Below are 24,403 nucleotides of genomic sequence, written 5' to 3'. Positions count from 1 at the left end.
TGAAACCGGGCGGAATTGTAGGTGGCTGTGGCCTGGCAGGTCGGCGCGCTGCGCTCGAAGCTGGCGCTTTGCGCCCGAATTTGGCGCGAGAGGTGAGCTTCAAGCCGGCGGCAGCCAGAACTCGAACAGGCAGCCGCCCTGGGCGTGGTTGTGGGCGCTCAGCGTGCCGCCATGGGCATGCATGATCTTGCGCGCGATGGTCAGGCCCAGGCCTGTGCCGCCGCTGCCGGGCTTGTGATTGCTGCCCTGTACAAAAGGCTGGAACACCGATTCCAGTTCGGCCTCCGGAATGCCCGGGCCTTGGTCATGGACAGAGATGCATAGACCGGCAGGCTCTCGCCGCACCTGCACGTCCACCGTGCTGCCGCTGGGGGCGAAGCGCAGGGCGTTGTCCAGCACATTGCGCAGCGCCTGTTGCAGGCGTGGCGGATTGATGGCAGCCATCAGCGGCTGCTCGGGCGGCAGTTGCAAAGCCAGCAGGACCTCGCGCGGCTGGGCCCGGCCCTGCATCTCCTTGTGCAACTCCAGCAGCAGGGGCCGCAGGTCCTGGATTTCAAGCTTGAGCTGGCCCTGTGTGCTTTCGACATGGGACAGATCCAGCAGTGGATCCACCAGATCCTGCATGCGCTGGCCGGCGGTGTGGATGCGGGCAAACATGTCCTGCAGCTTGGGGTGCTCGCCGCTGCGATTCAGGCCCAGCTCGGAGAAGCCGATGATGCTTTGCAGCGGCGTGCGCAGTTCGTGGCTCATATTGGCGACGAATTCGCTCTTCATCTTGTTGGTGCGCTCGGCCGCGTCGCGCGCCTCGCGGATCTGGCGCTCGGCCTCGACAAAGCGGCTCACATCAATCGCGCTGCCCAGCACACCGGCCGTGCGGCCCTGGGCATCGGTGAACACGGTACGGTGGGTCAGGTAGTCACGGCCGCGCTCGTGGATCTCCAGCTGTTCGCTGCCGCCCTCGCGAAGCAGGCGCGCGTCCAGCTCCTCGGGCTTTCGTGCGACGCCGGCTGGGCGCAGCTCGCTGAGCTTGCGGCCCAGGGCCAGGTTCTTGTCCACGCCCGACATCTCGCTCCAGGCCTGGTTGACCATGACGAAGCGCAGTTGCTGGTCCTTGGCAAAGATGGGGATGGGGCAGACGTCGATCAGGCGGGCCGTGAAGTCGAGCTGGGCCTGCAGGCGTTGGCGGGCGTCCTCGCGTTCGGTCACGTCGATGGCGAAACCGACGAAGCCGTGAATCTGGCCGTTGTCCTGACGCACCGGCGTGACGGTCACCTCGAGCACCCGCTGCCGCCCCTGCTGGGGCAGCAGGCGCAGGGCGATGGGCAGGTTGAGAAAGCCGCTGCCGGTGTGAAAGAGGCTGCGCGCCCGGGCTTGGTCACGCGGGTCGATCAACTCGGAGAAGCGGCGTCCCAGCATCGGGGCTTGGTCCTTGCTGCTGAGGAAATCGGCATGGTTGACGAACTGCAGCAGGCCCTCCGGGTCGGTGCGGAACATCAGCTCCTGAACGTTGTGAATGAGCAGGCTTTGCTCGCGTTCCTTGGTCGCCAGGTGGCGGTGGGCGGTCTGCAGCTCACGCCGAGCGAGGTCGTAAGCGCCCAGGGCGCGCCAGGCCATGGCGCCCAGAGCCGCCATCACGGCCAGGCCGGCCGCCAGGCTCAGGCCGACGACCCGGGCGCTCTGAAACAGCTGGTTCATCAACAGGCTGCTGGGCAGCTCCACCACCACCACCCAGGGGTGGTCGCGGGCCAGTTCGAATGCACCCAGGGCAGGCGACGGGTCCAGCCCATGCTCGCTCTCGTAGCTTGCGCGTTCACGCCCGGGCAGGTGATCGCGGAACACGGTGTGGCCGGCCAGCATGCTGCCGGGCTCGCGCACAGGCTGGACACGACTGGCGATCAGCTGGCCGTTCAGGCTCAACAGCGCGGCCTGGTGCTGGCCGCTGCCCAACTGGCGTTCAAAGAGATTGGCGAAATAGTCCGGGTTCAGCGCTGCCACCAGATGCAGGGGCGCCCGATTGCCGACCAGACTCAGAGTCATGGGCACAAAGTAGCTTGAAGCTCTCGTGGCTGCCGTGATTCCGGGCTTGCCATCGGCCTGGCCGGCAGTCGGATGAGCGGGCAGCTCGTTCAGATCGCGGCCTTGCTGCACATCGCCGAGCCTGGCGCTGCCACTGATGATCTCGGGCTTGTGACTCAGGCGCAGCAGATCCAGTTGCAGGTCCAGATTGGCCGGATTGCTGCTGGCAATCACGCGGCCGTTCTCGTCCAGCAGCGAGAAACTACGCACAAAGGGCAGGCCAGGCAAGGTCTGGCTCAGCAAGCGGCTGCTGGCCGCGCCCTCGGGGCTGGGCGAATCACTGGCGCCGAGACTGCGGGCCAGGCCTTGCAGGGCCAAGTTGGCAGTTCCCAGGGTCTGGTTGGTCTGGGCCTCCAGCGTGCGGGCGTAGAGGGCGCAGTGTTCGATTTCGGTATGCCTGTTCTGGCGGTACTCCAGCCACAAGAAACCGCCGGCCAGTGCAAGCAGGGCCAGGCTCAGCAAGGCCGTGCCCCAAATCGCCATGCCGCCGTTGACCCAGGCCGGCAACTGGGCAGGGGGCGGCTGGAAGCCTGGGGCTTGATCGCTCATGGGTCGATCGATCGGCTCGCGGGCCGGTCAGCGCGGCAGCAGAATTTCACTCAGGCCGTGCTTCTTGGCCGCCGCCACCAGGCGGCCGTCTTTCTTGATGGCGGCCACAAAGGTGTTGAGCCGGCCCAGCCACTCCTCATCGCCGGGTTTGACGGCGTAGGCATAGGGCAGAACGGAGAATGGCGTCGGTGAGGACACCAGACGTGCCCAGTCGGCGTTGTCCAGCAGGCGGCGGCTGTAGGGGTAGTCGGTCATGAAGATGTCCACTCGGCCGGCTTCCAGCTCCTGCTCGCGGGTCTGCGGTGGGCGGATCACCACCACCTGGGCCTGTTTGAGCCAGGCGCTGACCACCGGCTCCATGAAGGTGCCGGCCTGCACGGCGACCTTGATGCCGGGCTTGTCGATGTCTGACCAGGCGCGGATGCTGCGGCTGCTGCGCGTGGTGATGCCGTAAATGTCGCTCTGCAGGTAGGGGCTGCTGAAACGCAGCTGCTGCTGGCGCTCTGCCGTCACGCCGATGGCGAACATGGCCACATCGCAGCGATCACTGCTTAGGTCTTCGATCAGCTTGGGAAAGGACGACTCGACATGCTGCAGTTTGACGCCCAGATCCTGGGCCAGGGCCGCGGACAGATCGATGTCGATGCCCTGCAGTTCGCCGGTGCGCGGGCTGCGGAAGGTGACGCCGTAATAGCCGGGCCAGATGCAGACCTTGAGCTGCTGCTCGCGCTGCACGCGCTTGAGCACGTCGCCGGCCTGGGCCGGGGCCATGCCGGCCGCCAACAAGGTGAAAAGGGCAACACATCCCAGACGGGTCGCGGCAAGCGTCGACCGGCCCGGAATCCACATCAAACTGCGCATGACAAGGACCCCTGTGTGCGGCACGCTTCCTGGCACGATCAGGGGTCCGATCTGGACCCGGTGCTCCCATGGGCGGCCGTCGCAGCCGACTGTATAGCAAAGCCATGGGGCGCAAACCGCAGGAATTGGCCGTTTGTACCGCCTTGTCCTGCAGTTTGAGGCAGGGGTCAGGCTCAGAGCTCGGTGCGCAGGGCCCACAGCTCGGGGAAGAGCACCGTGTCCAGCATCTTGCGCAGGTAGGACACGCCCGAGGTGCCGCCCGTGCCGCGCTCAACGAAGCGGTCCACCCTAGTGCATTTGTCGAGACTCGTCGCTCACGTTACCTTTTCGCGCACCGCATTGGACATCCTCTCTATCCTTCGACCCGCGTTCGGCATTCTTTGGATGTCAAGAGTCTGGCCCTCGGACTGGCGTTGTCGAAGATGCAAGTCTTGAACCCACAAGCTCCACCTGTCTGCGGCCGCGCTATCGGTACAGCAATCTAGCGGGGCCAAGTGCGTGAGTCCTCCGCAAGCGAGCCCCTAAATCTGGGAATTTTTCGATGAAAGTGCACTCCAGCTTTTCGTGCATCTCTATCAGCGACTCCAGGCCGACAAAGTCATTTCCTCTGAGCCAGAGGAGTGTCAGGGTCTCCGCGCCGATCCAGGGATCCTCGGCGCAGGCATTCCAGAATGCAGGCTCAAATTGGCTCGTCGCCTCCAGCGTGCTGTGCCTTGGCTCCTCATTTCTGGCGCTCTGAACATCAACCAGAAGCAGCTTGAGGAACATCCTGGTGCTTCGCTCTTTGGCATAGCTCAAGCGTTCGCGTCGAAGTTCTTGAGCCATTTTGAGGAGCTGAATGCGCGAGGTGCTTGCGCCGCCAGTCAACCAGAATCCAGGCTCCGAGCCCTCCAGCGGCCTCAGCAGTTGCTTTGTCCATGCTTCGCAGTGCTGGCACAGCGGCTCCCAGTCTGCGGCCAACCAGCTTCTGCAGGTACCCGTTTCAAGAGCCTTGCGCATTCCAATATTGACAGGCCCAACCGGGAATAGATTTTGGTATTGCCCACCCCATCTCCGCAGAGCATCGAAGAGCCGATCACGGCCTTCCTCGATTAGTGCGTCGACATTGCGGGTCAAGACAACCAAATTGCGCAGAGAAAGGTCCTTCGGCTCTGACTTGCTCGCCTCAATTGCTTGGAGCCAGTGCAGAGCCTCTGGTCGCCAATATGACTCCGGAAGGCCGCAGTCCAGCAGGGTACAAGCCGTACTCCAGGTCGTAGCCAGACACCGGGTTGGAATGGCATCGCAGCAACTGCCACAGCCGATCCGCAGTTTGCGATAGTGGCTCGGAAGGCGACGGAGTGCCCGCGCTCGGCCGAGCCTGATGTAGCCCCCGTAGCTGTAAGCAAAGCTCTTCTGAGAGGTTCTTTGGCGCCCAGGGTTCCAGCGGTGAAGTCATCGGACCACTGTCCTCCGACGATTCTTCTGCATCAAGCCTCTTGTTGGTAAAAACCGGGTTACCAGGAAAAAGAACTCCGAGCTTCACGGCATGATGTTGAAGCCAATTCATGAACGTTTCCCTCCCGCCCCGGAGCAACCGGCTATGCAGCTTCTCTCGTTCAATGCGACTCATAACTCCGTGCGCAGCGCCCAGAGCTCGGGGAAGAGCACCGTGTCCAGCATCTTGCGCAGGTAGGACACGCCCGAGGTGCCGCCCGTGCCGCGCTTGAAGCCGATCACCCGCTCGACCGTGGTGACATGGCGGAAGCGCCAGAGCCGGAAGGCGTCTTCCAGGTCGACCAGTTCCTCGCCCATCTGATAAAGATCCCAGTGTCGCTCGGGGCTGCGGTAGACCTCCAGCCAGGCGGCCTTGACGCCTTCGCTGGCGGCATAGGGCAGGGTCCAGTCCCGCTCCAGGGCCTCGGCAGGCACGGCAATGCCGCGCCGCTGCATCAGGCGGATCGCCTCGTCGTAGAGCGAGGGCGCACGCCAGGCGGCTTCCACCTCGGCCAGCAGATCGGGCCGGTGGGCGTGGGGCTTGAGCATGGCCGCGTTCTTGTTGCCCAGCATGAACTCGATGCGGCGGTACTGCGCGCTCTGGAATCCACTGCTGTTCGAGAGGTAGGGGCGGATGGCCGTGTACTCGGGCGGGGTCATGGTGGCCAGCACATCCCAGGCATGGACCAGCTGCTCCATGATCTTGGACACCCGGGCCAGCATCTTGAAGGCCTCGGGCAAGCGATCGGCCGCCACACAGGCCACGGCGGCCTGCATCTCATGCAGCATCAGCTTCATCCACAGCTCCGAGGTCTGGTGCTGGACGATGAAGAGCATCTCGTTGTGCTCGGGCGAGAGCGGATGCTGGGCGCTGAGGATCTGGTCGAGATGCAGGTAGTCCCCGTAGCTCATGTCCTTGGAGAAATCGAGCTGTGCCCCGTGGAATGAAGCCCCCACGTCGCTGCGCTCCTGCCCCTCGAGGGGGCGCCCGCTGCCTTGGGGCGGCCCGGCGTCAGCGGTGTTGACGATCTGTTCGGTTCGGCCGCCTTGGCCTTCGTGGTGCGGGCAGCTCATGTCACCGCTCCCTGGCGTGCGAACTCGGGGCGCTGCCACTCTTCGGTCTTGAGTACCTGGTAGAGGTGTTCCACAGCGGCATAGACGTCGGCAAAGCCGATGTAGAGCGGCGTGAAGCCGAAGCGCAGGATGTGGGGCACCTCGTCGAGTCGGGCCGGGTCACCGGCGCGGAAGTCGCCGATCACGCCGCGTGCGATCAGGGCCTGGATCACCGCATAGCCGGCATGCTGCAGCGGCGCGGCCAGGCTCAGGCAGACCTGGCTGCCGCGCCGCTCAGGATTGCGGGGCGAGGCCAGGCGCACGCCCAGGGCGCCGCAGCGTTCCTCGGCCAGCTCGACGAAGAGCTCTGTCAGCGCGATGCTCTTTTTGCGCAGCGCGGCCATGCCGCCCAGGCTCTCGGCCGCCAGCACCGTGTCGACCCCGCATTCCAGCGCCGCGGTGGACAGCATGGCCGGCGTGCCGCAGATGTAGCGCTTGATGCCGGGGGCGGGTTGGTAGTCCGGCGTGAACTGGAAGGGTGCGGCATGGCCCAGCCAGCCCGAGAGCGGCTGCCAGAAGCGGTCGGCATGGCGCGGGTGGGCCCAGACAAAAGCCGGTGCGCCGGGGCCGCCGTTCAGGTATTTGTAGCCGCAGCCGACGGCGAAGTCGGCATCCGCACCTTTCAGGTCCACCGGCACGGCGCCTGCCGAGTGGGCCAGGTCCCAGATCACCAGGGCGCCGGCCGCGTGGGCGGCGGTGGTCAAAGCCTTCATCTCGTGCTTGTAGCCGGTGCGGTAGTTGACCTCGGTGATCATCAGCACGGCCAGATCGGCGTTCAGCGTGCCCGCGATCTCGTCCACGCTGTCCACCAGGTGCAGGCGCGCGCCATGCTGGCGGGCCAGGCTTTCGGCGATGTAGAGATCGGTCGGGAAGTTGCTGCGTTCGGACACGATCACCTTGCGCGCCGGGGCGTCCGCCTGAGCAATGCGCAAGGCAGCGGACAGCACCTTGTAGAGGTTCAGTGAGGTCGAGTCGGCGACCACCAGCTCGCCCGGGCCGGCGCCCACCAGTCGCGCGATCTTGTCGCCGATCTTGCCGGGCAGGTCCATCCAGCCGGCGGTGTTCCAGCTCTTGATCAGGTCCTGGCCCCATTCGCGCTGGATCACCTGCTGCACGCGGCCCAGGGTGGCGCGCGGCAGCACGCCCAGGGAATTGCCGTCCAGGTAGATGACGCCGGGCGGCAGGTCGAACTGCTGGCGCAGCTCGCGCAAGGGGTCCTCTTGGTCGAGGACGTCGCAGTCTTGCAAGGTGGTCATGGTCGTGTCTCCAGGGGAAAGTCGAAATCAGTGGGTTCGTTCAGGGCGCGCGCAGCACGGCGCGCACCGGCGAGGCGCAGGCGCCGGCCAGCTTCAGGGGCAGGGCGATCAGCTCGTAGTCGCCCTCGGGCACCTCGTCCAGCACCAGGTTCTCCAGCACGCGCAGGTCCAGGCGCAGCAGCTGCTGGTGGCTGTCCAGGCTCTTGCTGCTGGCCGGGTCTACCGAGGGGGTGTCCAGACCGATCAGGCGCACGCCGCGCGCGGCCAACCAGGCCACGGTCTCGGGCGCGAAGGCGCTGAACTCGGGGTTCCAGGCCCTGTCGGCGCGCTCGCAGCATCGCACCAGCACGCGCGGCGGCAGGCCCTCTGCCGCATGCTGCAGATGTTCGATGCGGATCAGCGGTCCGCAGCCGATGGCATGGATCACGCGGCAGGGGCCCAGATAGGCGTCGAGCGCCACGCTGGCCGCGTCGGCGGCATCGCTCGCGTAGTGCAGGGGCGCATCGGCATGGGCGCCGACATGGGGCGACATGGTCAGCGCGCTCAGATTGACCGGGCAGTCGGGCGAGAGCCGTGCCGTCCAGTTCAGGCGGTAGGGTTCGTCGCCGGGAAAGATCGGGGCCTCGGGCGAGACCGTGGGCGAGATGTCCCAGAGTGTCTTGGGCGGCATGTGTGGGGTGCTCTCAGTGAATCATCAACAGCTCAGGAGCTGCGGCCAAGCCAGGGGCTGAGCGCACAGCGGGCGAGACCTTAACAAGGCCTGAAAGCGCGTGGTGTCGGTTAATTCCAACATCTGCGCACGCACGTTCGGCCCCGGGTGTGAAACGAAATCGGAAGCCAAATTGAACAGGGTATGTCCCGATCCGGCAAGCTCAGAATAATTGTTGACGCTTAAACTATCAAGGCCTAAAGTGCGCCGCAACACCACGGTTTCAGCGAGAGCCCAGCATGCGCATCACCTGTATCGGCGGCGGCCCGGCCGGCCTGTATTTCGCCCTGCTGATGAAGCAGCAAGACCCCAGCCACGAGATCACCGTGCTGGAACGCAACCGCCCCGGCGACACCTTCGGCTGGGGCGTGGTCTTCTCCGACCAGACCCTGGGCGCCATGCGTGAGGCCGATGCGCCCACGGCCGAGGCCATCCTGACCGCCTTCAACCACTGGGACGATATCGATGTGCACATCGCCGGCCGCAGCATGCGCTCGGGCGGCCATGGTTTCTGCGGCATCGGCCGCATGAAGCTGCTGAACATCCTGCAGGCCCGCTGCGCCGAGCTGGGTGTGAAGCTGGTCTACGAACATGAGGTGCAAGACGATGAAGGCGTGGATGCCGATCTCATCATCGCCTGCGATGGCCTGAACAGCCGCATCCGCCAGAAGTACAGTGCCACCTACCAGCCCGATATCGATCTGCGCCAATGCCGTTTCGTTTGGCTGGGCACGACCAAGCTCTTCGACGCCTTCACCTTCGATTTCCAGAAGACCGAGCATGGCTGGTTCCAGGCCCATGCCTACAAATTCGACGAGACGCACTCGACCTTCATCGTCGAGACGCCCGAGTCGGTCTGGCAGGCCGCCGGCCTGGAGGCCATGAGCAAGGAAGAGGGCATTGCCTTCTGCGAGCGCCTGTTCGCCAAGGTGCTGGACGGCCACAAGCTCATCAGCAACGCCTCGCATCTGCGCGGCTCGGCGCAGTGGATCCGTTTCCCGCGCGTGGTCTGCAAGAACTGGGTGCATCACAACGGCCGCGCGCCGGTGGTGCTGATGGGCGATGCCGCCCACACCGCGCATTTCTCGATCGGCTCGGGCACCAAGCTGGCGCTGGAAGACGCCATCGCCCTGGCGCGCGATATCGGCGACGCCGGTGGTGATCTGACACGCGCCCTGGAGGTCTACCAGGCCAGCCGCAGCATCGAGGTGCTGCGCATCCAGAACGCCGCGCGCAACTCTACCGAATGGTTTGAGAACGTCGAGCGCCACGCCCATCTGGCGCCCGAGCAGTTCGCCTATTCCCTGCTGACCCGCTCGCAGCGCATCTCGCACGAGAACCTGCGCCAGCGCGATGCCGGCTATGTGGGCCGCTTCGAAGCCTGGCTGGCGGCGCAGAGTGGCCTGCCCGAGCAGGCCGTGCCGCCCATGTTCACATCGTTTCGCCTGCGCGGGCTGACGCTGAAGAACCGCGTCGTGGTTTCGCCCATGGCGCAGTACTCCTGCGTCGACGGTGTCGTGGGCGACTACCACCTGATGCATCTGGGTGCGCGCGCCACAGGCGGCGCCGGCCTGGTGTTTGCCGAGATGACTTGCCCCTCGGCCGATGGCCGCATCACGCCGGGCTGCCCCGGGCTCTACACCGATCTGCAGGGCCTGGCCTGGCAGCGCATCGTGGACTTCGTGCACACGCACAGCAGCGCCAAGATCGCCATGCAGCTGGGTCACGCCGGCGCCAAGGGCTCGACCCGGCGCGGCTGGGAGGGCATCGACCAGCCGCTGGAAACCGGCAACTGGCCCCTGATCTCGGCCTCACCCCAGCAGTACCTGGCCGGCGTGAGCCAGACATCGCGCGCCATGGACCGCGCCGATATGGACCGGGTGCGCGAGGACTTTGTCGCCGCCGCCCGCCGCGCGGCCGCGGCCGGATTCGACTGGCTGGAGCTGCACTGCGCCCACGGCTATCTGCTCTCCAGCTTCCTCTCGCCGCTGACCAATCACCGCGAGGACGAATACGGCGGTTCGCTGGAGAACCGCCTGCGCTACCCGCTCGAGGTCTTCCGCGCCCTGCGTGCGGTCTGGCCGGAAGAGCGGCCGATGTCGGTGCGCATCTCGGCTCATGACTGGGTGCCCGGCGGCAACACGCCGGAAGATGCGGTGCTGATCGCGGCGGCCTTCAAGGCGGCCGGCGCCGACCTGATCGATGTGTCCTCGGGCCAGGTCAGCAAGCAGGAGAAGCCCACCTACGGCCGCATGTGGCAGACCCCGTTTTCGGAAAGCATACGCAACCGCGTCGGCATCGCCACCATGGCCGTGGGTGCCATCTCCGAGGCCGACCATGTCAACAGCATCATCGCCGCCGGCCGGGCCGACCTCTGCGCCATCGCCCGCCCGCATCTGGCCAACCCGGCCTGGACGCTCAGCGAAGCGGCGCGCATCGGCTACCAAGCCGGGCCCGGCCTCGACTGGCCGCGTGCCTACCTCTCGGCCAAGCCGCAGCTGGAGAAAGAGTTCGAGCGCCAGCGCGCGCAGGCCTCGGTCAGCGCGGGCCTGAGCGCACAAGAGCAGGCCAACAAGGCCTTGGGGGTCTGAGCCATGGCCGGCAACTTTCCACCTCTGGTCCAGCTGCCTTTGCAAGGCCTGCACGCCGTGGTCACCGGCGGTGGCAGCGGCATCGGCGCGGCCATTGCGCAAAGCCTGCTGCAGGCCGGCGCCCGCGTCAGCTTGATGGGCCGCAACCACGAGCGCCTGCAGGTGCAGCAGCTGGCCTTGGCGGCCCAGGGTGAGGTGGGGTTTCAGATCGTCGATGTCGGAGACGAGGCCAGTGTGCAGCGCGGCTTCGCCGCCGCCACGGCGCTGGCGCCGGTGGACATCCTGGTCAACAACGCCGGGCAGGTCGAAACCGCGCCGATCTCGCGCACTTCGCTGGAGCTCTGGCAGCGCATGCTGCAGGTCAATCTGACCGGCACCTTTTTGTGCAGCCGCGAAGTCTTGCCGGTGATGACGGCGCGTGGTTTCGGCCGCATCATCAATGTGGCCAGCACCGCTGCGCTGACGGGTTATGCCTATGTGGCGGCCTACTGCGCCGCCAAGCATGGCGTGCTGGGCCTGACCCGCGCGATGGCGCAGGAGACGGCCAAGAAGAGCGTCACCGTCAACGCCGTCTGCCCCGGCTACACCGAGACCGACATCGTCGACCGGGCGGTGCAGACCATCATGCAAAAGACCGGCCGCAGCGCTGAGGAGGCGCGCGCCGAGCTGGCCGCCGGCAACCCGCTGGGCCGCCTGATCCAGCCGCAGGAAGTGGCGGCCACCGTGCTCTGGCTGGCGCGGCGCGATAGCGCGGCCATCAACGGCCAGGCGATCTCGGTCTGCGGAGGCGAGCTGCCATGACAAGCATGACAAGCGCCCTCGGTCCCGCCGAGCTGGACCCAGGCCTGGACCTGGGGCCGGACCTGGAATCGAGGGTGATTGACGACCACCACCAGGCGCTCAAGCTCTGGCTGCGCCTGCTGGCCTGCACCAACCGGGTGGAGGGCGTGATCCGCAAGCGCCTGAGCCAGGATTTCGCCACCACCTTGCCGCGTTTCGACCTGCTGGCCCAGCTGGAGCGCCACCCCGAAGGCCTGGCCATGCGCGAGCTCTCGCAGCGCCTGATGGTGACCGGCGGCAACATCACCGGCATCACCGACCAGCTGGAATCCGAAGGCCTGGTGGTGCGCGAGGCCCATCCCAGCGACCGTCGCTCCTTCACCGTCAAGCTCACGCCGCAAGGCCGGCGCCAGTTCAAGCGCATGGCGGCCACGCATGAGCAATGGGTGGTGGAGCTGCTGGGCGGCTGGTCGGCCGAACAAAAGAACCAGCTCTACGGCCTGATGGCCGTGTTGAAGAACCATCTGGGCGGACTGGATGCCAGCGCGGCCACCAGCCCCGCGAGCAAGGAGAAGAAGAAATGACGGAACGCGCCATGAGCGAACACCTGCGCGATGGCAATCGCCAGAGCCTGCAGGGCTACACGCCCCAGCACTTTGGCTGGGCCCAGCACGGCGATGTGGGCCTGATCACCTTGAACCGGCCCGAGCGCAAGAACCCGCTGACTTTCGAGAGCTATGCCGAGCTGCGCGATCTGTTCCGCCGCCTGAGCTATGTCGATGAGGTGCGCGCCATCGTCGTGCAGGGCGCGGGCGACAACTTCTGCAGCGGCGGCGATGTGCACGAGATCATCGGCCCGCTGACCCAAATGAGCATGCCCGACCTGCTGGCCTTCACCCGCATGACGGGCGATCTGGTCAAGGCCATGCGAGCCTGCCCGCAGCCGGTGATCGCCGCCATTGACGGCGTCTGCGCCGGTGCCGGCGCCATCATGGCCATGGCCTCGGACCTACGTGTCGGCACAGCGCGCAGCAAGACCGCGTTTCTGTTCACCCGCGTCGGCCTGGCCGGCTGCGATATGGGCGCCTGCTCCATCCTGCCGCGCATCGTCGGCCAGGGCCGCGCCTCGGACCTGCTCTACAGCGGCCGCAGCCTCGGCGGCGAGGAAGGCTTGAGCTGGGGTTTCATGAACCGCCTGGTCGAGCCCGAGCGTCTGCTGCCCGAGGCCCTGGAATGGGCGCAGCAGATCGCCGGTGGCCCAGCCTTTGCCCACGCCATGACCAAGAAGATGCTGCACCAGGAATGGGCCATGGGCGTGGACGAGGCCATCGAGTCCGAAGCCCAGGCCCAGGCCATCTGCATGATGACGCAGGATTTCCACCGCGCGTATCACGCCTTCGTGGCCAAGCAGCGGCCTGAGTTTCAGGGGGATTGAGCGATGAGTGAATCGATGGCGAACCCCGTGCTCAAGCACCTGGAGTGGCCGTTCTTCGAGCCGCGCCACCGCGAGCTGGCGGCACAGCTGGACGCCTGGTGCGCCGAGTTTCTGCACAGCGGCCACGGTGCCGATGTGGATGCCGAGTGCATCAGCCTGGTGCGCGCACTGGGGCAGGGTGGCTGGCTGCGCCATGCGGTGGCCGGCACGGCGCTCGGTGGTGCGGCCGAGGTGATCGACACCCGTGCCATCTGCCTGCTGCGCGAGACCCTGGCTCGCTACAACGGCCTGGCCGATTTCGCCTTTGCCATGCAAGGCCTGGGCTCGGGTGCGATCTCGCTGGCGGGCATGCCCGAGCAAAGAGAGCGTTATCTGCCAGCCGTGGCGCGCGGCGAGAAGCTGGCGGCCTTTGCCCTGTCCGAGCCGCAGGCCGGCTCCGATGTGGCGGCCCTGCAGTGCAGTGCGCGGCTGGAGGGTGACAGCTATGTCTTGAACGGCGAGAAGACCTGGATTTCCAACGGGGGCATCGCCGACTTCTATGTGGTGTTTGCTCGCACCGGCGAAGCGGCCGGTTCGCGCGGCATCAGCGCCTTCATCGTCGATGCCGGCACGCCGGGCTTCGAGATTGCCGAGCGCATCGAGGTGATCGCGCCGCACCCGCTGGCGCGGCTGAAGTTCAGCGACTGCCGCATCCCGGCCAGTCAACGCATCGGCGCGCCGGCTGAAGGCTTCAAGATCGCCATGCGCACTTTGGATGTCTTCCGCACCTCGGTGGCCGCCGCCGCCCTGGGCTTTGCGCGGCGCGGCCTGCAAGAGGGCCTGGCCCAGGCCAAGAGCCGGGCCATGTTCGGCGCCCATCTGGCCGATCTGCCCCTGGCCCAGGCCAAGCTGGCCGAGATGGCCTGCACCGTGGACTGCTCGGCCCTGCTGGTCTACCGCGCCGCCTGGCAGCGCGACCAGGGCCAGACGGTCACGCGCGAGGCGGCGATGGCCAAGCTCATGGCCACCGAGGGCGCGCAGCAGGTGATTGACGCCGCGTTGCAACTGCATGGTGGCCGCGGCGTGCGCAGCGGCGAAATCGTGGAATCGCTGTACCGGGAAATCCGCGCCCTGCGCATTTACGAGGGCGCGAGCGAGGTGCAGCAGCTGATCATCGGACGGGACTTGCTGAAATGAACGCTTCTGCCTCCAGCACTGCCATGACCTACACCTCGCACCAGGACCGCTTTGCCTTCGAGCACCTGCCGCCGCGCGAGCAGTGGCCCGAGCTGATCTTCGAGCTGCCCGAGCTGCAGTTCCCCGAACGCCTGAACTGCGCGCATGAGCTGCTGGACGCCTGGGTCGAGCGCGGCCAGGGCGATCGCCTCTGTGTGCAAGGCTTTGGCGTTGACGGCCAGCCGCTGCGCTGGAGCTATGCGCAGCTGCAGGCCGAGGCCAACCGCATCGCCCATGTGCTGGTCGATGAGCTGGGCGTGGTGCCGGGCAACCGCGTGCTGCTGCGCGGTGCCAACACGCCGGCCATGGCGGCCTGCTGGTTCGCGGTGATGAAGGTGGGCGCCATCGCCGTGGCCACCATGCCCCTGCTGCGCGCGGTGGAGCTGGAACAGATCATCCAGAAAGCCGAGATCCGCCACGCCCTGTGCGACGAGCGCCTGGCCGAGGAACTGAGCCTGGCGCGCGAGCGTTGCCCGGGTCTGGCCCAGGCTCTGCTGTTCCACAGCGCGGCGCCCGACGGCCTGGAGGCCCGCGCCGCGGCCAAGCCGGCGCAGTTCGCCACCGTGGACACTGCCGCCGAGGACTGCTGCATCATCGCCTTCACCTCGGGCACCACGGGCCAGCCCAAAGGCACCATGCATTTCCACCGCGATGTGATGGCCATCTGCCGCTGCTGGCCGCCGCATCTGCTGCGCCCGCAGGCCGACGATGTCTTCATCGGCAGCCCGCCGCTGGCCTTCACCTTTGGTCTTGGCGGCCTGCTGCTGTTCCCGATGACGGTGGGCGCTTCGACCGTGCTGCTGGAGAAGGCCTCGCCCGAGGCCTTGCTGCCGGCCGTGGCCCGCTACGGCGCCAGCGTCATGTTCACCGCGCCCACCTCCTACCGGGTGATGGCCCCGCTGCTGGATCAGCATGATCTGAGCAGCCTGCGCAAATGCGTCAGCGCCGGCGAGGCCTTGCCCGCCGCCACGCGCCAGCTCTGGAAAGAGGCGACCCGCGGCCGCACGGCGGCGGGTGAGGGTGGCATCGAGCTGATCGACGGCATCGGCGCCACCGAGCTGCTGCATATTTTTATCTCGCACGACGAGGCCACGGCCCGGCCCGGTGCCACCGGTCGGCCGGTGCCGGGTTACCGCGCCTGCGTGCTGGGCGAGGAGGGTCAGGTCTTGCCTGCCGGCCAGGTGGGCCGCCTGGCCGTCAAGGGCCCGACCGGCTGCCGCTACCTGGCCGACGATCGCCAGAAGAACTATGTGCTGAACGGCTGGAACCTGACCGGTGACGCCTACCTCGTCGACGAGCAGGGTTTCTTCGTCTACCAGGCGCGCACCGACGACATGATCATCTCCGGCGGCTACAACATCGCCGGCCCCGAGGTGGAAGCGGCCCTGCTGCTGCATCCGGCCGTGGCCGAGTGCGGGGTGGTGGGGCAGGCCGATGAAGAACGCGGCCAGATCGTCAAAGCCGTGGTGGTGCTGCGCCCCGGCTTCGAGGCCGGGCCTGAGCTGAGCAAGACCTTGCAGGACTTCGTCAAGGCCACCATTGCCCCCTACAAATACCCGCGCGCCATCGAGTTCCGCGAGCGCCTGCCGCGTACCGAAACCGGCAAGCTGCAACGCTTCCGCCTGCGCCAGCCGGCTTGAGTTGTCCGGTCCTGTCGCTGATCGTTTGTTCACCCCAACCTGTCCCTTGGAGAGCTTTGCCATGAACTTGCCCCAGAAGAAGAGCGTCTCGTCCTTTCGCTTGGCAGCCCTTGCCGCCGCACTCTTGTGCAGCCAGGCTGCGGTGCAGGCGGCCGACAAGGTCAAGGTCGGCCTGCTCAGCACCTTGTCCGGCCCCGGTGCTGGCCTGGGCGTGGACATCCGCGATGGCTTTCAGCTGGGGCTCAAGCATGCGGGTGGCAAGTTCGGCGGCCTGCCGGTCGAGCTGATCACGGCGGACGACCAGCAGAACCCCGAGGTCGCCAAGCAGACCTCGGACCGCCTGATCAAGCGCGACAAGGTCGACTTCATGACCGGCATCGTGTTTTCCAACCTGATGCTGGCCGTGGGCCCCAGCGTGTTCGAGAGCAAGACGCCCTACATCAGCGCCAATGCCGGCCCCTCGCAATACGCCGGTGAGCAGTGCAACCCATTCTTCTTCAACGTGGCCTGGCAGAACGACAACCTGCACGAGGCCGTGGGCAAGACGGTGATGGACAAGGGCTTCAAGAAGCTGGTGCTGCTGGCGCCCAACTACCCGGCCGGCAAGGACGCGCTGACCGGCTTCAAGCGCTTCTACAAGGGTGCGGTGGTCGAGGAGATCTACACCAAGCTCGGCCAGCTGGACTACGCCGCCGAGCTGGCGCAGGCGCGCGCCGCCAAGCCCGATGCCATGTACATCTTCCTGCCCGGCGGCATGGGCATCAACTTCATCAAGCAGTTTGTCGGCGCCGGCCTGTCCAAGGACGTGACCCTGTTCGGCCCCGGCTTCTCGGCCGACGAGGATGTGATCAAGGCCGTGGGCGAGCCCATGCTGGGCATGTTCAACAGCTCGCACTGGGCGCATGACATGGACAACGCCGCCAACAAGAAGTTCGTGGCCGATTTCCAGAAAGACTACGGCCGCCTGCCCTCGCTCTACGCGAGCCAGGGCTATGACGCGGCCCTGCTGATGAACGCTGCGGTGCGCGATGTGAAGGGCAAGATCGAGGACAAGGACGCGCTGCTCAAGGCCATCAAGGCCGCCAAGTTCGAGTCCGTGCGTGGTGCCTTCAAGTTCAACAACAACCAGTACCCGATCCAAGACTACTACCTGCGCGTGATTGGCAAGGACACCCAGGGCCGCGTCACCAACAAGACCCTGGGCAAGATCTTCAGCAACCATGCGGACGCCTACGCGGCGTCGTGCAAGATGGCGGCCAAGTGAGCTGAGGCCCAGCGATGGATTGGGTGCTCGTCGCCGAGCAGGCCTTGAACGGCCTGCAGTTCGGACTCATGCTGTTTTTGCTGGCCGCCGGGCTGACCCTGGTGTTCGGCATCATGGACATGATCAATTTGGCCCATGGCTCGCTGTACATGGTGGGCGCCTACTTGGCAGCCGCCGTGGCGCAGGCGACGGGTTCCTTCGGCCTGGCGGTGCTGGGCTCGCTCTTGGGCACGGCGGTGTTCGGCATGTTGCTCGAGATGACCGTGCTGCGCCGGCTCTATGCCCGTGACCATCTGTCCCAGGTGCTGGCGACCTTTGCCCTGATCCTGATCTGCAATGAGGGCGTGCGCATGATCTGGGGCGAGCAGCCGGTGATGCTGAACACGCCGGCGGCCTTGTCCGGGCCGGTGGAACTGCTGCCGGGCCTCTACTACCCGGCCTACCGCCTGCTCATCATCGGTGTCGGCTTGGCGGTCGCGCTGCTGCTCTATGTGCTGGTGACGCGCAGCCGCATCGGCATGTGGGTGCGGGCCGGGGCCTCGAATCGGCCCATGGCCACGGCCTTGGGCGTGAACATCCGCTGGTTGTTCACGGCAGTGTTCGGCTTCGGCGCGGCGCTGTGCGCGCTGGCCGGCTCGCTGCTGGGCCCGCTGCTGGCGGTGCAGGTGGGCATGGGCGAGAGCATCCTGATCCTGGCCTTTGTGGTGGTCGTGATCGGTGGCATCGGCTCCATCCGCGGCGCCCTGGTCGGCGCACTCTTGGTGGGCGTGGTCGACACCTGCAGCCGCAGCCTGTTGCCCGCCGCGCTGCGCCAGCTGGCCTCGCCCGAACTGGCCGCCAATCTGGGCCCGGCGCTGGCTTCTATCCTGATCTATGTCTTGATGGCGGCCGTGCTGTTCTGGAAACCGCAGGGCCTGTTCCCGGCGCGCGGTTGAGATGCGATGCGGACCCACGAACACACATCCATGAAGCACAACAGCACCGACACCGCAGCGCCCGCGCTCAGCCGGCTCGACCATCGTGGCCTCGGGCTCTGGGCCTGGCCGCTGCTGGCGGCCCTGGCCGCCTTGCCGCCCCTGCTCACAGCCCTGGGCCTGGAGTTCTACACCGGCGTGGCCAGCCGGGCGCTGATCTTTGTGATTGCAGCGTCCAGCCTGAACCTGATCCTCGGTTTCGGCGGCATGGTCAGCTTTGGCCACGCGGCCTTTGTGGGCCTGGGTGCGTACACCGTGGGCATCTTGATGGACGCGGGCATCAGCTCGGCCTGGATCGCCTGGCCGGTGGCCATGTTGGTCAGCGGCCTGGCGGCGGGCTTGATCGGCGCCATCAGCCTGCGCACACGCGGGGTTTACTTCATCATGATCACGCTGGCCTTTGCGCAGATGTTCTATTACCTGGCCGTGTCCTTGAAGGCCTACGGCGGCGAGGACGGCCTGCCACTGGTCCAGCGCTCGCAGCTCAGTGGCCTGGTCAATTTGCAGAACGATGCGCAGATGTACTGGCTGCTGCTGGCCTTGGCGGCGGCGGTGATGTGGGGCTTGCAGCGCCTGATCAGCTCGCCCTTTGGCCACCTGCTGCAGGGCATCAAGGAGAACGAGGCGCGCATGCATGCCTTGGGCGCGCGGGTGTTCGCCCTGCAGTGGCAGGCCTTTGTGCTGGCCGGGGCGATCGCCGGCCTGGCTGGGGCGCTGCTGGCGAACTTGAGCGGCCTGGTCACGCCGCACACCTTGCACTGGTCGCAGTCGGGCCAGCTGATGATCATGGTCATCATCGGCGGCGCCGGCTCGCTCTGGGGCGGGGCCCTGGGTGCTGTGGTGCTCTTGCTGCTGGAGGAACTGCTCAGCGGCTACACCTTGCATTGGCAGATGGCCCTGGGCCTGCTGCTGCTGGCCGTGGTGATGCTGGCGCCGCAAGGCCTGGCCGGCCTGGCCGCACGCTGGAGGGCACGGGCATGAGCGCGGCACATCAGAACACCGGGCAGAACACCGGGCCCATGTTGCAGGTCGAGCGCCTGTGCAAGCGCTTCGGCGCCCTGGCCGCCACGGACGAGGCCAGCTTTGCCCTGCACCGCGGCGAGATCCATGCCTTGATCGGCCCCAACGGCGCCGGCAAGACCACGCTGATCCATCAGCTCTCGGGCGCGCTGCGGCCGGACAGTGGCCGGGTGCTGCTCGACGGGCAAGACCTGACCCCGCTGGGCATGGCCGGCCGTGTCGCCGCCGGCCTGGTGCGCTCCTTCCAGATCACCAGCATCTTCAAACGCCTGAGCGTGCGCGATAACATCGCCCTGGGCTTGCAGGCGCGTCGGCCCGGCTTGCCCAACCTTTGGCGCCGCGCCTCGGCGGAGCGGGCCTTGCAGGAGCAGGCGGCCGCCTTGCTGGAGCTGTGCGGCCTGGCGGCGCGGGCCGACGAGCTGGCGGGCAGCCTGGCCCATGGCGAGCAACGGCAGCTGGAGGTGGGCCTGGCCCTGGCGGCGCAGCCGCGCCTGCTGCTGCTGGATGAGCCCATGGCCGGCATGGGCTCCGATGAATCCGAGCGCATGGTGCTGCTGCTGCAGCGCCTGCGCGCCGAGCAAGGCCTGACCCTGCTGCTGGTGGAGCATGACATGGACGCGGTGTTCCGCCTGGCCGACCGCATCTCCACCCTGGTGTTCGGCCGCATCATCGCCAGCGGCACGCCGCGGGAGATTCGCGAGCACCCCGAGGTGCGCCGCGCCTATCTGGGCGACGAGGCCAGTGACGAAATGGAGGCCGCGCTGTGAGCACAGGAACTGGCGTGCAAAGCTCGGGCGGCGAAGCCCTTTTGGAAGTGAGCGGTCTGCAGGCCGCTTACGGCAGCAGCCAGGTGCTGTTCGGGCTCGATTTGCGTTTGCAGGCCGGCGAGGTACTGACCCTGCTGGGCCGCAATGGCATGGGCAAGAGCACCACACTGCGCTGCCTGTGCGGCTGGATGGCGCCCACGGCCGGGCGCATTCGCTTCTGTGGCGAGGACGTGACCGGCTGGTCGGCCGACCGCATCGCCCGCCTGGGCCTGGGCCTGGTGCCGGAAGGGCGGCAGATCTTCCCCAACCTCAGCGTGCGCGAGAACCTCACGGCTTTTGCCGCCAACCGCTGCGCCGCGCGCGAGCCCTGGACCGAGGAGCGGGTGTTTCATCTGTTCCCGCGCCTGCAAGAGCGCGCCGCCAATATGGGCAACCAGCTCTCGGGCGGCGAGCAGCAGATGCTGGCGATTGCCCGCGCCTTGATGGGCAACCCGCGCCTCTTGGTGCTGGACGAGGCCAGCGAGGGCCTGGCGCCTCTGGTGCGGGAGGAGATCTGGCGCTGCCTCGATCACCTGCGCGCAGCGGGGCAGACGATTCTGGTGGTGGACAAATACGTGCGGCGCCTGATCCGCCTGGCCGACCGGCACCACATCCTGGAGCGCGGCCGCATGGTCTGGTCGGGCGACTCGGCCGAGCTGGCCGCGCAACCCGAGCTCTGGCAGCGTTACTTGGGGGTGTGATTGGTGAGCACGAATATGAACGCAAACATGAGTCTCAGCGAGCCCGCTCCCCGCTGGGTGTTCGAGCGCCGCGAGCGGGTGCGTTTCGGCCATTGCGACCCGGCCGGCATCGTCTTTTACCCGCGCTATTTCGAGATGCTCAATGCCTTGATCGAAGACTGGGTCAGCGAGGGCCTGGGCGTGGATTTTTCGCATCTGCTGGGCCCGCGCCGTGTGGGCCTGCCGACCGTGCACCTGGCCACCGATTTCCGGCGCATCAGCCGCATGGGCGACACTCTGATCCAGCGCATCGCCATCACCCGCCTGGGCCGCAGCTCGCTGGGGCTGACGGTGCATTTTGAGGGGGAGGGCGATGATGAGGGCAGGGCGCCCGAGTCGAGTGAGCCCCATCCCGGCCCTCGCGTGGTGTTTCAGCAGGTGCTGGTCTGCACCTCGCTGGACACCCACCGCCCGCAAGCCTTTCCCGATGATTTGCGCGCAGCCTTGCAAGCCGCGCTTGACCGGCCTGCTTCGCAGGCCCGAGGAGTGAATTCCCCATGAGCAGTACCCACCAAGGCATGAGCGCCGACCACAAACAAATCCTGCAACCGGCCGGCTGGGCCGCGCCACGCGGCTATGCCAATGGCGTGGCGGCCACGGGCCGCCAGGTCTTTGTGGCCGGCCAGATCGGCTGGAACGCGCAATGCCAGTTCGAGAGCGATGACTTCATCGCCCAGGTGCGCCAGTCGCTGCTCAACATCAAGGCCGTGCTGGCCGAGGCCGGCGCCACGCCGGCCCACATTACCCGCATGACCTGGTACCTGCTGGACAAGCGCGAGTACCTGGCCCGCGGCCGCGAGGTGGGCCAGGCCTACCGCGAGGTGCTGGGGCATGAGTACCAGATCGCCATGTCGGCGGTGCAGGTGGCGGGTCTGATGGAAGACCGGGCCAAGGTCGAGATCGAGGTCACCGCCGTCATACCTTGAACGCCAACTCGGACTTTGCGCTGCCTCAGCCGGGCTGAGCTGCCTGCTGGTTACAGTGGCGTTACGAAGTGGCGATTGGTCCGAGAGCCTGGACCCCAGGCCGCGATGAGATCCACAAGCGCGGCTGGTGCCAAGCAGCCGCACTTTCAGAGACCACGAACGAAGAAAACAGATCGAGAGACACACCATGAGCAAGAGTAACAAGGCACCTTCTCCTTCATTCCACTGGGACGACCCCCTGCTGCTGAACGCGCAGCTCAGCGACGACGAGCGCATGGTGCGCGACGCCGCGGCGGCCTACTGCCAGGAGCGGCTGGCGCCGCGCGTGCTCGAGGCCTTCCGCCATGAGCGCACCGACCTGGCCATCTTCCGCGAGATGGGCGAAATCGGCCTCTTGGGCCCCACCATCGCGCCCGAGTACGGCGGCCCGGGCCTCAACTACGTGGCCTACGGCTTGATCGCCCGCGAGGTGGAGCGCGTGGATTCGGGCTACCGCTCGATGATGAGCGTGCAGAGCTCGTTGGTCATGGTGCCGATCAACGACTTCGGCAATGAAGCCACCAAGCAGAAATACCTGCCCAAGCTGGCCACCGGCGAATGGATCGGCTGCTTCGGCCTGACCGAGCCCAACCACGGCTCCGACCCCGGCTCCATGGTCACCCGCGCCAAGAAGGTGGACGGCGGCTACAGCCTGACGGGTTCCAAGATGTGGATCACCAACAGCCCGGTGGCCGATGTCTTCGTGGTCTGGGCCAAGGACGACGAAGGCGCCATCCGCGGCTTCGTGCTGGAGAAGGGCTGGAAGGGCCTGAGCGCCCCGGCCATCCACGGCAAGGTGGGCCTGCGTGCCTCCATCACCGGCGAGATTGTCATGGACGGCGTGTTCTGCCCCGAAGAAAACGCCTTCCCCGAGGTGCGCGGCCTGAAGGGTCCGTTTACCTGCCTGAACAGCGCCCGCTACGGCATCGCCTGGGGCGCGCTGGGTGCGGCCGAAGACTGCTGGCACACCGCCCGCCAGTACGTTCTGGACCGCCAGCAGTTCGGCAAGCCCCTGGCCGCCAACCAGCTGATCCAGAAAAAGCTGGCCGATATGCAGACCGAGATCACCCTGGGCCTGCAAGGCTGCTTGCGTTTGGGCCGCATGAAGGACGAAGGCACGGCTGCGGTGGAGATCACTTCCATCATGAAACGCAACAGCTGCGGCAAGAGCCTGGACATCGCCCGCATGGCCCGCGACATGCTGGGCGGCAACGGCATCAGCGATGAATTCGGCATCGCCCGCCATCTGGTGAACCTGGAGGTGGTCAACACCTACGAAGGCACCCACGACATCCATGCCCTGATCCTGGGACGGGCGCAGACGGGGATTGCGGCGTTCTGAAGCCCGCGCCTGCGTGGCTTGCGATCTGGCTGGGCTGCGCGATCACACGGCTTGTCGAGCTGCGCCCGCTGCGGCTCGCGGCTGTTTCAGTGCAGCAGGGCAAATCGGTCGTGTCCGATGCCCCTTTGTAGGTTGGGCCGCAGTACCACTCTGTAGAGTGCCTGCGGCTCCCGCAGCTGGCGTGGCAGGCAGTCCATCGGGCTGCGCACGGCGCCCCCTCCCAGCTTGAGCACATGTGTGTAGATCATGGTGGTGGCCACGTCCGCGTGCCCCAGCAAGTCTTGCACCGTGCGGATGTCGTAGCCGGTTTGCAGCAAATGCGTTGCGAAGCAATGGCGCAGGGTGTGCGGTGTGGCGGGCTTGCTGATGCGGGCGGCTTTTATTGCTCGCTTGAAGGCGCGCTGAAAGGTCTCGGCATACAGGTGGTGGCGCCGGATCACGCCGCTGCGGGGATCGGTGGACAGTTGCGCTTGCGGAAAGACCCAGAACCAGGCCCAGCTGCTGCCGGCGCGCGGGTACTTGCGCTCCAGGGCGTAGGGCAAATCCACGCCGGCCTGCCCGGCTTCCACATCGCCCCACCAGATGGGCCGAATGCGGGCCAGTTGCTCGCGCAGCGCCGCAGCCAATGAGGTCGGCAGCATGACCACCCGGTCCTTGGCACCTTTGCCCTGACGCACGTAGATCGCGCCTTGGGCGAAATCAAGATCCTTGACCCGCAGGCCCAGCGCCTCGGAAATGCGCATGCCCGTGCCATACAAAAGCTGGGCCAGGAGTTGATGTTCGCCCTCCATGGCCTGCAGCACCGAGGAGACTTCACCCATGCTCAGCACCACCGGCAAGCGACGTTTGGGCACGGGCCGGCCAATGTCTTTCATCCAGGGCAGTTGCAGGCCCAAGACCTGCCCATAGAGAAAGAGCAGGGCAGACAGTGCCTGTCGGTGGCTGGAGGGTGCCAAACCGCGATCTGAAGCCAGATGCGTCAGGTAGACCTCCACCTCCGCCCCACCCATCTCGCGGGGATGTCGCATCCCATGGAAGCGGATGAAGGCGCGCGACCAGTACACATATGCCTGTTCGGTGCTGCGGCTGTAATGGAGCAAACGCACCCGTTCGCGCAACTGATCGAGCAGTTTGATGGGGCGAGGCATTGGCGTAGCCGGAGGCTCCGCCGCTGCGGGTTGTTGTGGCTGCGGCCTCAGTTCGGGCGCCTGGGACGACAACGGTAAACCAGGTCCTGCGAGGGCGTCTGAATGCTCGGCGTCGGACCATGGAGGCGGACGCAACAACCCGCGATTTGATGGCAACATGCTGACCTGCCTCACTCCTGACGGCACCGCGCGAACCGGTCAGGCACTTTGTAAGCAGCGCGGCTTTTGTCATGAAATTTAATACTGTATGAAAAAACAGTCAATCGATGAAAAAAGTCAGCGCCGACAAGCCCTTGCGCGGCCGTTCTGCCCTCCGGTTATTGCGACACCTGCCGTGATAAGCGGCGGGTGGGTGCGATATACAACACGTTAGGCCGCACATGGAGCGCACGTCGATCCCGAATGCCTACGCTTCTTTGGCGCTACTCTCGAAGGCCGAGTTG

General features: G+C 66.4%; 21 protein-coding genes and 1 pseudogene. 14 read left to right on the top strand and 8 right to left on the bottom strand.

What is annotated here, in order from left to right:
• Positions 1–99: 99 nt before the first annotated feature.
• The 7 genes and pseudogenes from AC1Q6P_RS07455 to kynB all read right to left on the bottom strand — a co-directional run bounded on the left by AC1Q6P_RS07455 (position 100) and on the right by kynB (position 8,001).
• Positions 100–2,625 (bottom strand): sensor histidine kinase, encoded by a 2,526-nt coding sequence (locus tag AC1Q6P_RS07455; RefSeq protein ID WP_492663222.1) that lies wholly within the window; start codon positions 2,623–2,625, stop codon positions 100–102.
• Positions 2,626–2,652: 27 nt separating this feature from the next.
• Positions 2,653–3,396, bottom strand: coding sequence for an ABC transporter substrate-binding protein (locus AC1Q6P_RS07450; RefSeq protein ID WP_492663223.1), 744 nt, complete (start codon positions 3,394–3,396; stop codon positions 2,653–2,655).
• A 263-nt stretch (positions 3,397–3,659) separates the two neighbouring features.
• Positions 3,660–3,758, bottom strand: a pseudogene (locus AC1Q6P_RS07445) (tryptophan 2,3-dioxygenase); the annotation flags it as partial.
• 193 nt (positions 3,759–3,951) lie between these two features.
• Positions 3,952–4,485 (bottom strand): hypothetical protein, encoded by a 534-nt coding sequence (locus tag AC1Q6P_RS07440; RefSeq protein WP_492703120.1) that lies wholly within the window; start codon positions 4,483–4,485, stop codon positions 3,952–3,954.
• A gap of 609 nt (positions 4,486–5,094) precedes the next feature.
• Positions 5,095–6,036, bottom strand: coding sequence for a tryptophan 2,3-dioxygenase (gene kynA, locus AC1Q6P_RS07435; RefSeq protein WP_492663225.1), 942 nt, complete (start codon positions 6,034–6,036; stop codon positions 5,095–5,097).
• The gene (kynU, locus tag AC1Q6P_RS07430; RefSeq protein WP_492663226.1) at positions 6,033–7,331 is read right to left on the bottom strand and encodes a kynureninase; all 1,299 of its coding nucleotides are present in this window, start codon (positions 7,329–7,331) and stop codon (positions 6,033–6,035) included. The genes kynA and kynU overlap by 4 nt, the downstream gene beginning before the upstream one ends.
• 40 nt (positions 7,332–7,371) lie before the next feature.
• Positions 7,372–8,001: an arylformamidase gene (gene kynB / locus AC1Q6P_RS07425; RefSeq protein WP_492663227.1), complete on the bottom strand. Its 630-nt coding sequence runs from the start codon at positions 7,999–8,001 to the stop codon at positions 7,372–7,374.
• A 278-nt stretch (positions 8,002–8,279) separates the two neighbouring features.
• Here kynB and AC1Q6P_RS07420 point away from each other — a divergent pair, with 278 nt between their 5' ends.
• From AC1Q6P_RS07420 to AC1Q6P_RS07355, 14 genes are all read left to right on the top strand, one after another.
• Complete coding sequence (locus AC1Q6P_RS07420) at positions 8,280–10,631, top strand: bifunctional salicylyl-CoA 5-hydroxylase/oxidoreductase (protein WP_492663228.1); 2,352 nt, start codon at positions 8,280–8,282, stop codon at positions 10,629–10,631.
• A gap of 3 nt (positions 10,632–10,634) precedes the next feature.
• The gene (locus AC1Q6P_RS07415; RefSeq protein ID WP_492663229.1) at positions 10,635–11,432 is read left to right on the top strand and encodes an SDR family NAD(P)-dependent oxidoreductase; all 798 of its coding nucleotides are present in this window, start codon (positions 10,635–10,637) and stop codon (positions 11,430–11,432) included.
• Positions 11,433–11,437: 5 nt separating this feature from the next.
• Positions 11,438–11,995: a MarR family winged helix-turn-helix transcriptional regulator gene (locus tag AC1Q6P_RS07410; protein WP_492663247.1), complete on the top strand. Its 558-nt coding sequence runs from the start codon at positions 11,438–11,440 to the stop codon at positions 11,993–11,995.
• The gene (locus AC1Q6P_RS07405; protein ID WP_492663230.1) at positions 11,992–12,846 is read left to right on the top strand and encodes an enoyl-CoA hydratase family protein; all 855 of its coding nucleotides are present in this window, start codon (positions 11,992–11,994) and stop codon (positions 12,844–12,846) included. The genes AC1Q6P_RS07410 and AC1Q6P_RS07405 overlap by 4 nt, the downstream gene beginning before the upstream one ends.
• A 15-nt stretch (positions 12,847–12,861) precedes the next feature.
• The gene (locus tag AC1Q6P_RS07400) at positions 12,862–14,022 is read left to right on the top strand and encodes an acyl-CoA dehydrogenase family protein (protein ID WP_492703118.1); all 1,161 of its coding nucleotides are present in this window, start codon (positions 12,862–12,864) and stop codon (positions 14,020–14,022) included.
• A gap of 23 nt (positions 14,023–14,045) precedes the next feature.
• The gene (locus AC1Q6P_RS07395; protein ID WP_492663248.1) at positions 14,046–15,701 is read left to right on the top strand and encodes an AMP-binding protein; all 1,656 of its coding nucleotides are present in this window, start codon (positions 14,046–14,048) and stop codon (positions 15,699–15,701) included.
• 61 nt (positions 15,702–15,762) lie between these two features.
• Entirely contained in the window at positions 15,763–16,965 is a 1,203-nt protein-coding gene (locus AC1Q6P_RS07390) for an ABC transporter substrate-binding protein (RefSeq protein WP_492663232.1), read from the top strand.
• A gap of 14 nt (positions 16,966–16,979) precedes the next feature.
• The gene (locus tag AC1Q6P_RS07385) at positions 16,980–17,900 is read left to right on the top strand and encodes a branched-chain amino acid ABC transporter permease (RefSeq protein ID WP_492663233.1); all 921 of its coding nucleotides are present in this window, start codon (positions 16,980–16,982) and stop codon (positions 17,898–17,900) included.
• Between the two features lie 30 nt (positions 17,901–17,930).
• The gene (locus AC1Q6P_RS07380) at positions 17,931–18,920 is read left to right on the top strand and encodes a branched-chain amino acid ABC transporter permease (RefSeq protein WP_492663234.1); all 990 of its coding nucleotides are present in this window, start codon (positions 17,931–17,933) and stop codon (positions 18,918–18,920) included.
• Positions 18,917–19,726 carry an ABC transporter ATP-binding protein gene (locus AC1Q6P_RS07375; RefSeq protein ID WP_492663235.1) on the top strand — a complete coding sequence of 270 codons (810 nt, stop codon included), beginning with the start codon at positions 18,917–18,919 and terminating at the stop codon, positions 19,724–19,726. The genes AC1Q6P_RS07380 and AC1Q6P_RS07375 overlap by 4 nt, the downstream gene beginning before the upstream one ends.
• Positions 19,727–19,767: 41 nt before the next feature.
• The gene (locus AC1Q6P_RS07370; RefSeq protein ID WP_409994045.1) at positions 19,768–20,466 is read left to right on the top strand and encodes an ABC transporter ATP-binding protein; all 699 of its coding nucleotides are present in this window, start codon (positions 19,768–19,770) and stop codon (positions 20,464–20,466) included.
• Between the two features lie 27 nt (positions 20,467–20,493).
• Complete coding sequence (locus tag AC1Q6P_RS07365; RefSeq protein WP_492663236.1) at positions 20,494–21,006, top strand: acyl-CoA thioesterase; 513 nt, start codon at positions 20,494–20,496, stop codon at positions 21,004–21,006.
• Positions 21,003–21,431, top strand: a complete 429-nt coding sequence (locus tag AC1Q6P_RS07360; protein ID WP_492663237.1) for a RidA family protein — start codon at positions 21,003–21,005, stop codon at positions 21,429–21,431. The genes AC1Q6P_RS07365 and AC1Q6P_RS07360 overlap by 4 nt, the downstream gene beginning before the upstream one ends.
• A gap of 187 nt (positions 21,432–21,618) precedes the next feature.
• Positions 21,619–22,812 (top strand): acyl-CoA dehydrogenase, encoded by a 1,194-nt coding sequence (locus tag AC1Q6P_RS07355; RefSeq protein WP_492663238.1) that lies wholly within the window; start codon positions 21,619–21,621, stop codon positions 22,810–22,812.
• An 86-nt stretch (positions 22,813–22,898) separates the two neighbouring features.
• On the opposite strand, the gene AC1Q6P_RS07350 is transcribed toward AC1Q6P_RS07355, so the two are convergent.
• A complete protein-coding gene (locus tag AC1Q6P_RS07350) occupies positions 22,899–23,960 on the bottom strand; it encodes an integron integrase (RefSeq protein ID WP_492663239.1) in 1,062 nt (353 codons plus the stop codon).
• Between the last annotated feature and the right edge of the window lie 443 nt (positions 23,961–24,403).

It is taken from the genome of Roseateles sp. GW835-FHT13E02, from assembly GCF_058794035.1.
Note: the sequence above shows the minus strand (reverse complement) of the source record. Positions and strands in the feature narration are given on the sequence as shown.

What these genes read in the sequence shown, in the direction of transcription:
- AC1Q6P_RS07455 (WP_492663222.1), bottom strand. Translation starts at nt 2,625, where the DNA reads ATGAGCGATCAAGCCCCAGGCTTCCAGCCGCCCCCTGCCCAGTTGCCG.
- AC1Q6P_RS07450 (WP_492663223.1), bottom strand. Translation starts at nt 3,396, where the DNA reads ATGGCCCCGGCCCAGGCCGGCGACGTGCTCAAGCGCGTGCAGCGCGAG.
- AC1Q6P_RS07440 (WP_492703120.1), bottom strand. Translation starts at nt 4,485, where the DNA reads ATGCGCAAGGCTCTTGAAACGGGTACCTGCAGAAGCTGGTTGGCCGCA.
- kynA (WP_492663225.1), bottom strand. Translation starts at nt 6,036, where the DNA reads ATGAGCTGCCCGCACCACGAAGGCCAAGGCGGCCGAACCGAACAGATC.
- kynU (WP_492663226.1), bottom strand. Translation starts at nt 7,331, where the DNA reads ATGACCACCTTGCAAGACTGCGACGTCCTCGACCAAGAGGACCCCTTG.
- kynB (WP_492663227.1), bottom strand. Translation starts at nt 8,001, where the DNA reads ATGCCGCCCAAGACACTCTGGGACATCTCGCCCACGGTCTCGCCCGAG.
- AC1Q6P_RS07420 (WP_492663228.1), top strand. Translation starts at nt 8,280, where the DNA reads ATGCGCATCACCTGTATCGGCGGCGGCCCGGCCGGCCTGTATTTCGCC.
- AC1Q6P_RS07415 (WP_492663229.1), top strand. Translation starts at nt 10,635, where the DNA reads ATGGCCGGCAACTTTCCACCTCTGGTCCAGCTGCCTTTGCAAGGCCTG.
- AC1Q6P_RS07410 (WP_492663247.1), top strand. Translation starts at nt 11,438, where the DNA reads ATGACAAGCGCCCTCGGTCCCGCCGAGCTGGACCCAGGCCTGGACCTG.
- AC1Q6P_RS07405 (WP_492663230.1), top strand. Translation starts at nt 11,992, where the DNA reads ATGACGGAACGCGCCATGAGCGAACACCTGCGCGATGGCAATCGCCAG.
- AC1Q6P_RS07400 (WP_492703118.1), top strand. Translation starts at nt 12,862, where the DNA reads ATGGCGAACCCCGTGCTCAAGCACCTGGAGTGGCCGTTCTTCGAGCCG.
- AC1Q6P_RS07395 (WP_492663248.1), top strand. Translation starts at nt 14,046, where the DNA reads ATGACCTACACCTCGCACCAGGACCGCTTTGCCTTCGAGCACCTGCCG.
- AC1Q6P_RS07390 (WP_492663232.1), top strand. Translation starts at nt 15,763, where the DNA reads ATGAACTTGCCCCAGAAGAAGAGCGTCTCGTCCTTTCGCTTGGCAGCC.
- AC1Q6P_RS07385 (WP_492663233.1), top strand. Translation starts at nt 16,980, where the DNA reads ATGGATTGGGTGCTCGTCGCCGAGCAGGCCTTGAACGGCCTGCAGTTC.
- AC1Q6P_RS07380 (WP_492663234.1), top strand. Translation starts at nt 17,931, where the DNA reads ATGAAGCACAACAGCACCGACACCGCAGCGCCCGCGCTCAGCCGGCTC.
- AC1Q6P_RS07375 (WP_492663235.1), top strand. Translation starts at nt 18,917, where the DNA reads ATGAGCGCGGCACATCAGAACACCGGGCAGAACACCGGGCCCATGTTG.
- AC1Q6P_RS07365 (WP_492663236.1), top strand. Translation starts at nt 20,494, where the DNA reads ATGAGTCTCAGCGAGCCCGCTCCCCGCTGGGTGTTCGAGCGCCGCGAG.
- AC1Q6P_RS07360 (WP_492663237.1), top strand. Translation starts at nt 21,003, where the DNA reads ATGAGCAGTACCCACCAAGGCATGAGCGCCGACCACAAACAAATCCTG.
- AC1Q6P_RS07355 (WP_492663238.1), top strand. Translation starts at nt 21,619, where the DNA reads ATGAGCAAGAGTAACAAGGCACCTTCTCCTTCATTCCACTGGGACGAC.
- AC1Q6P_RS07350 (WP_492663239.1), bottom strand. Translation starts at nt 23,960, where the DNA reads ATGCCTCGCCCCATCAAACTGCTCGATCAGTTGCGCGAACGGGTGCGT.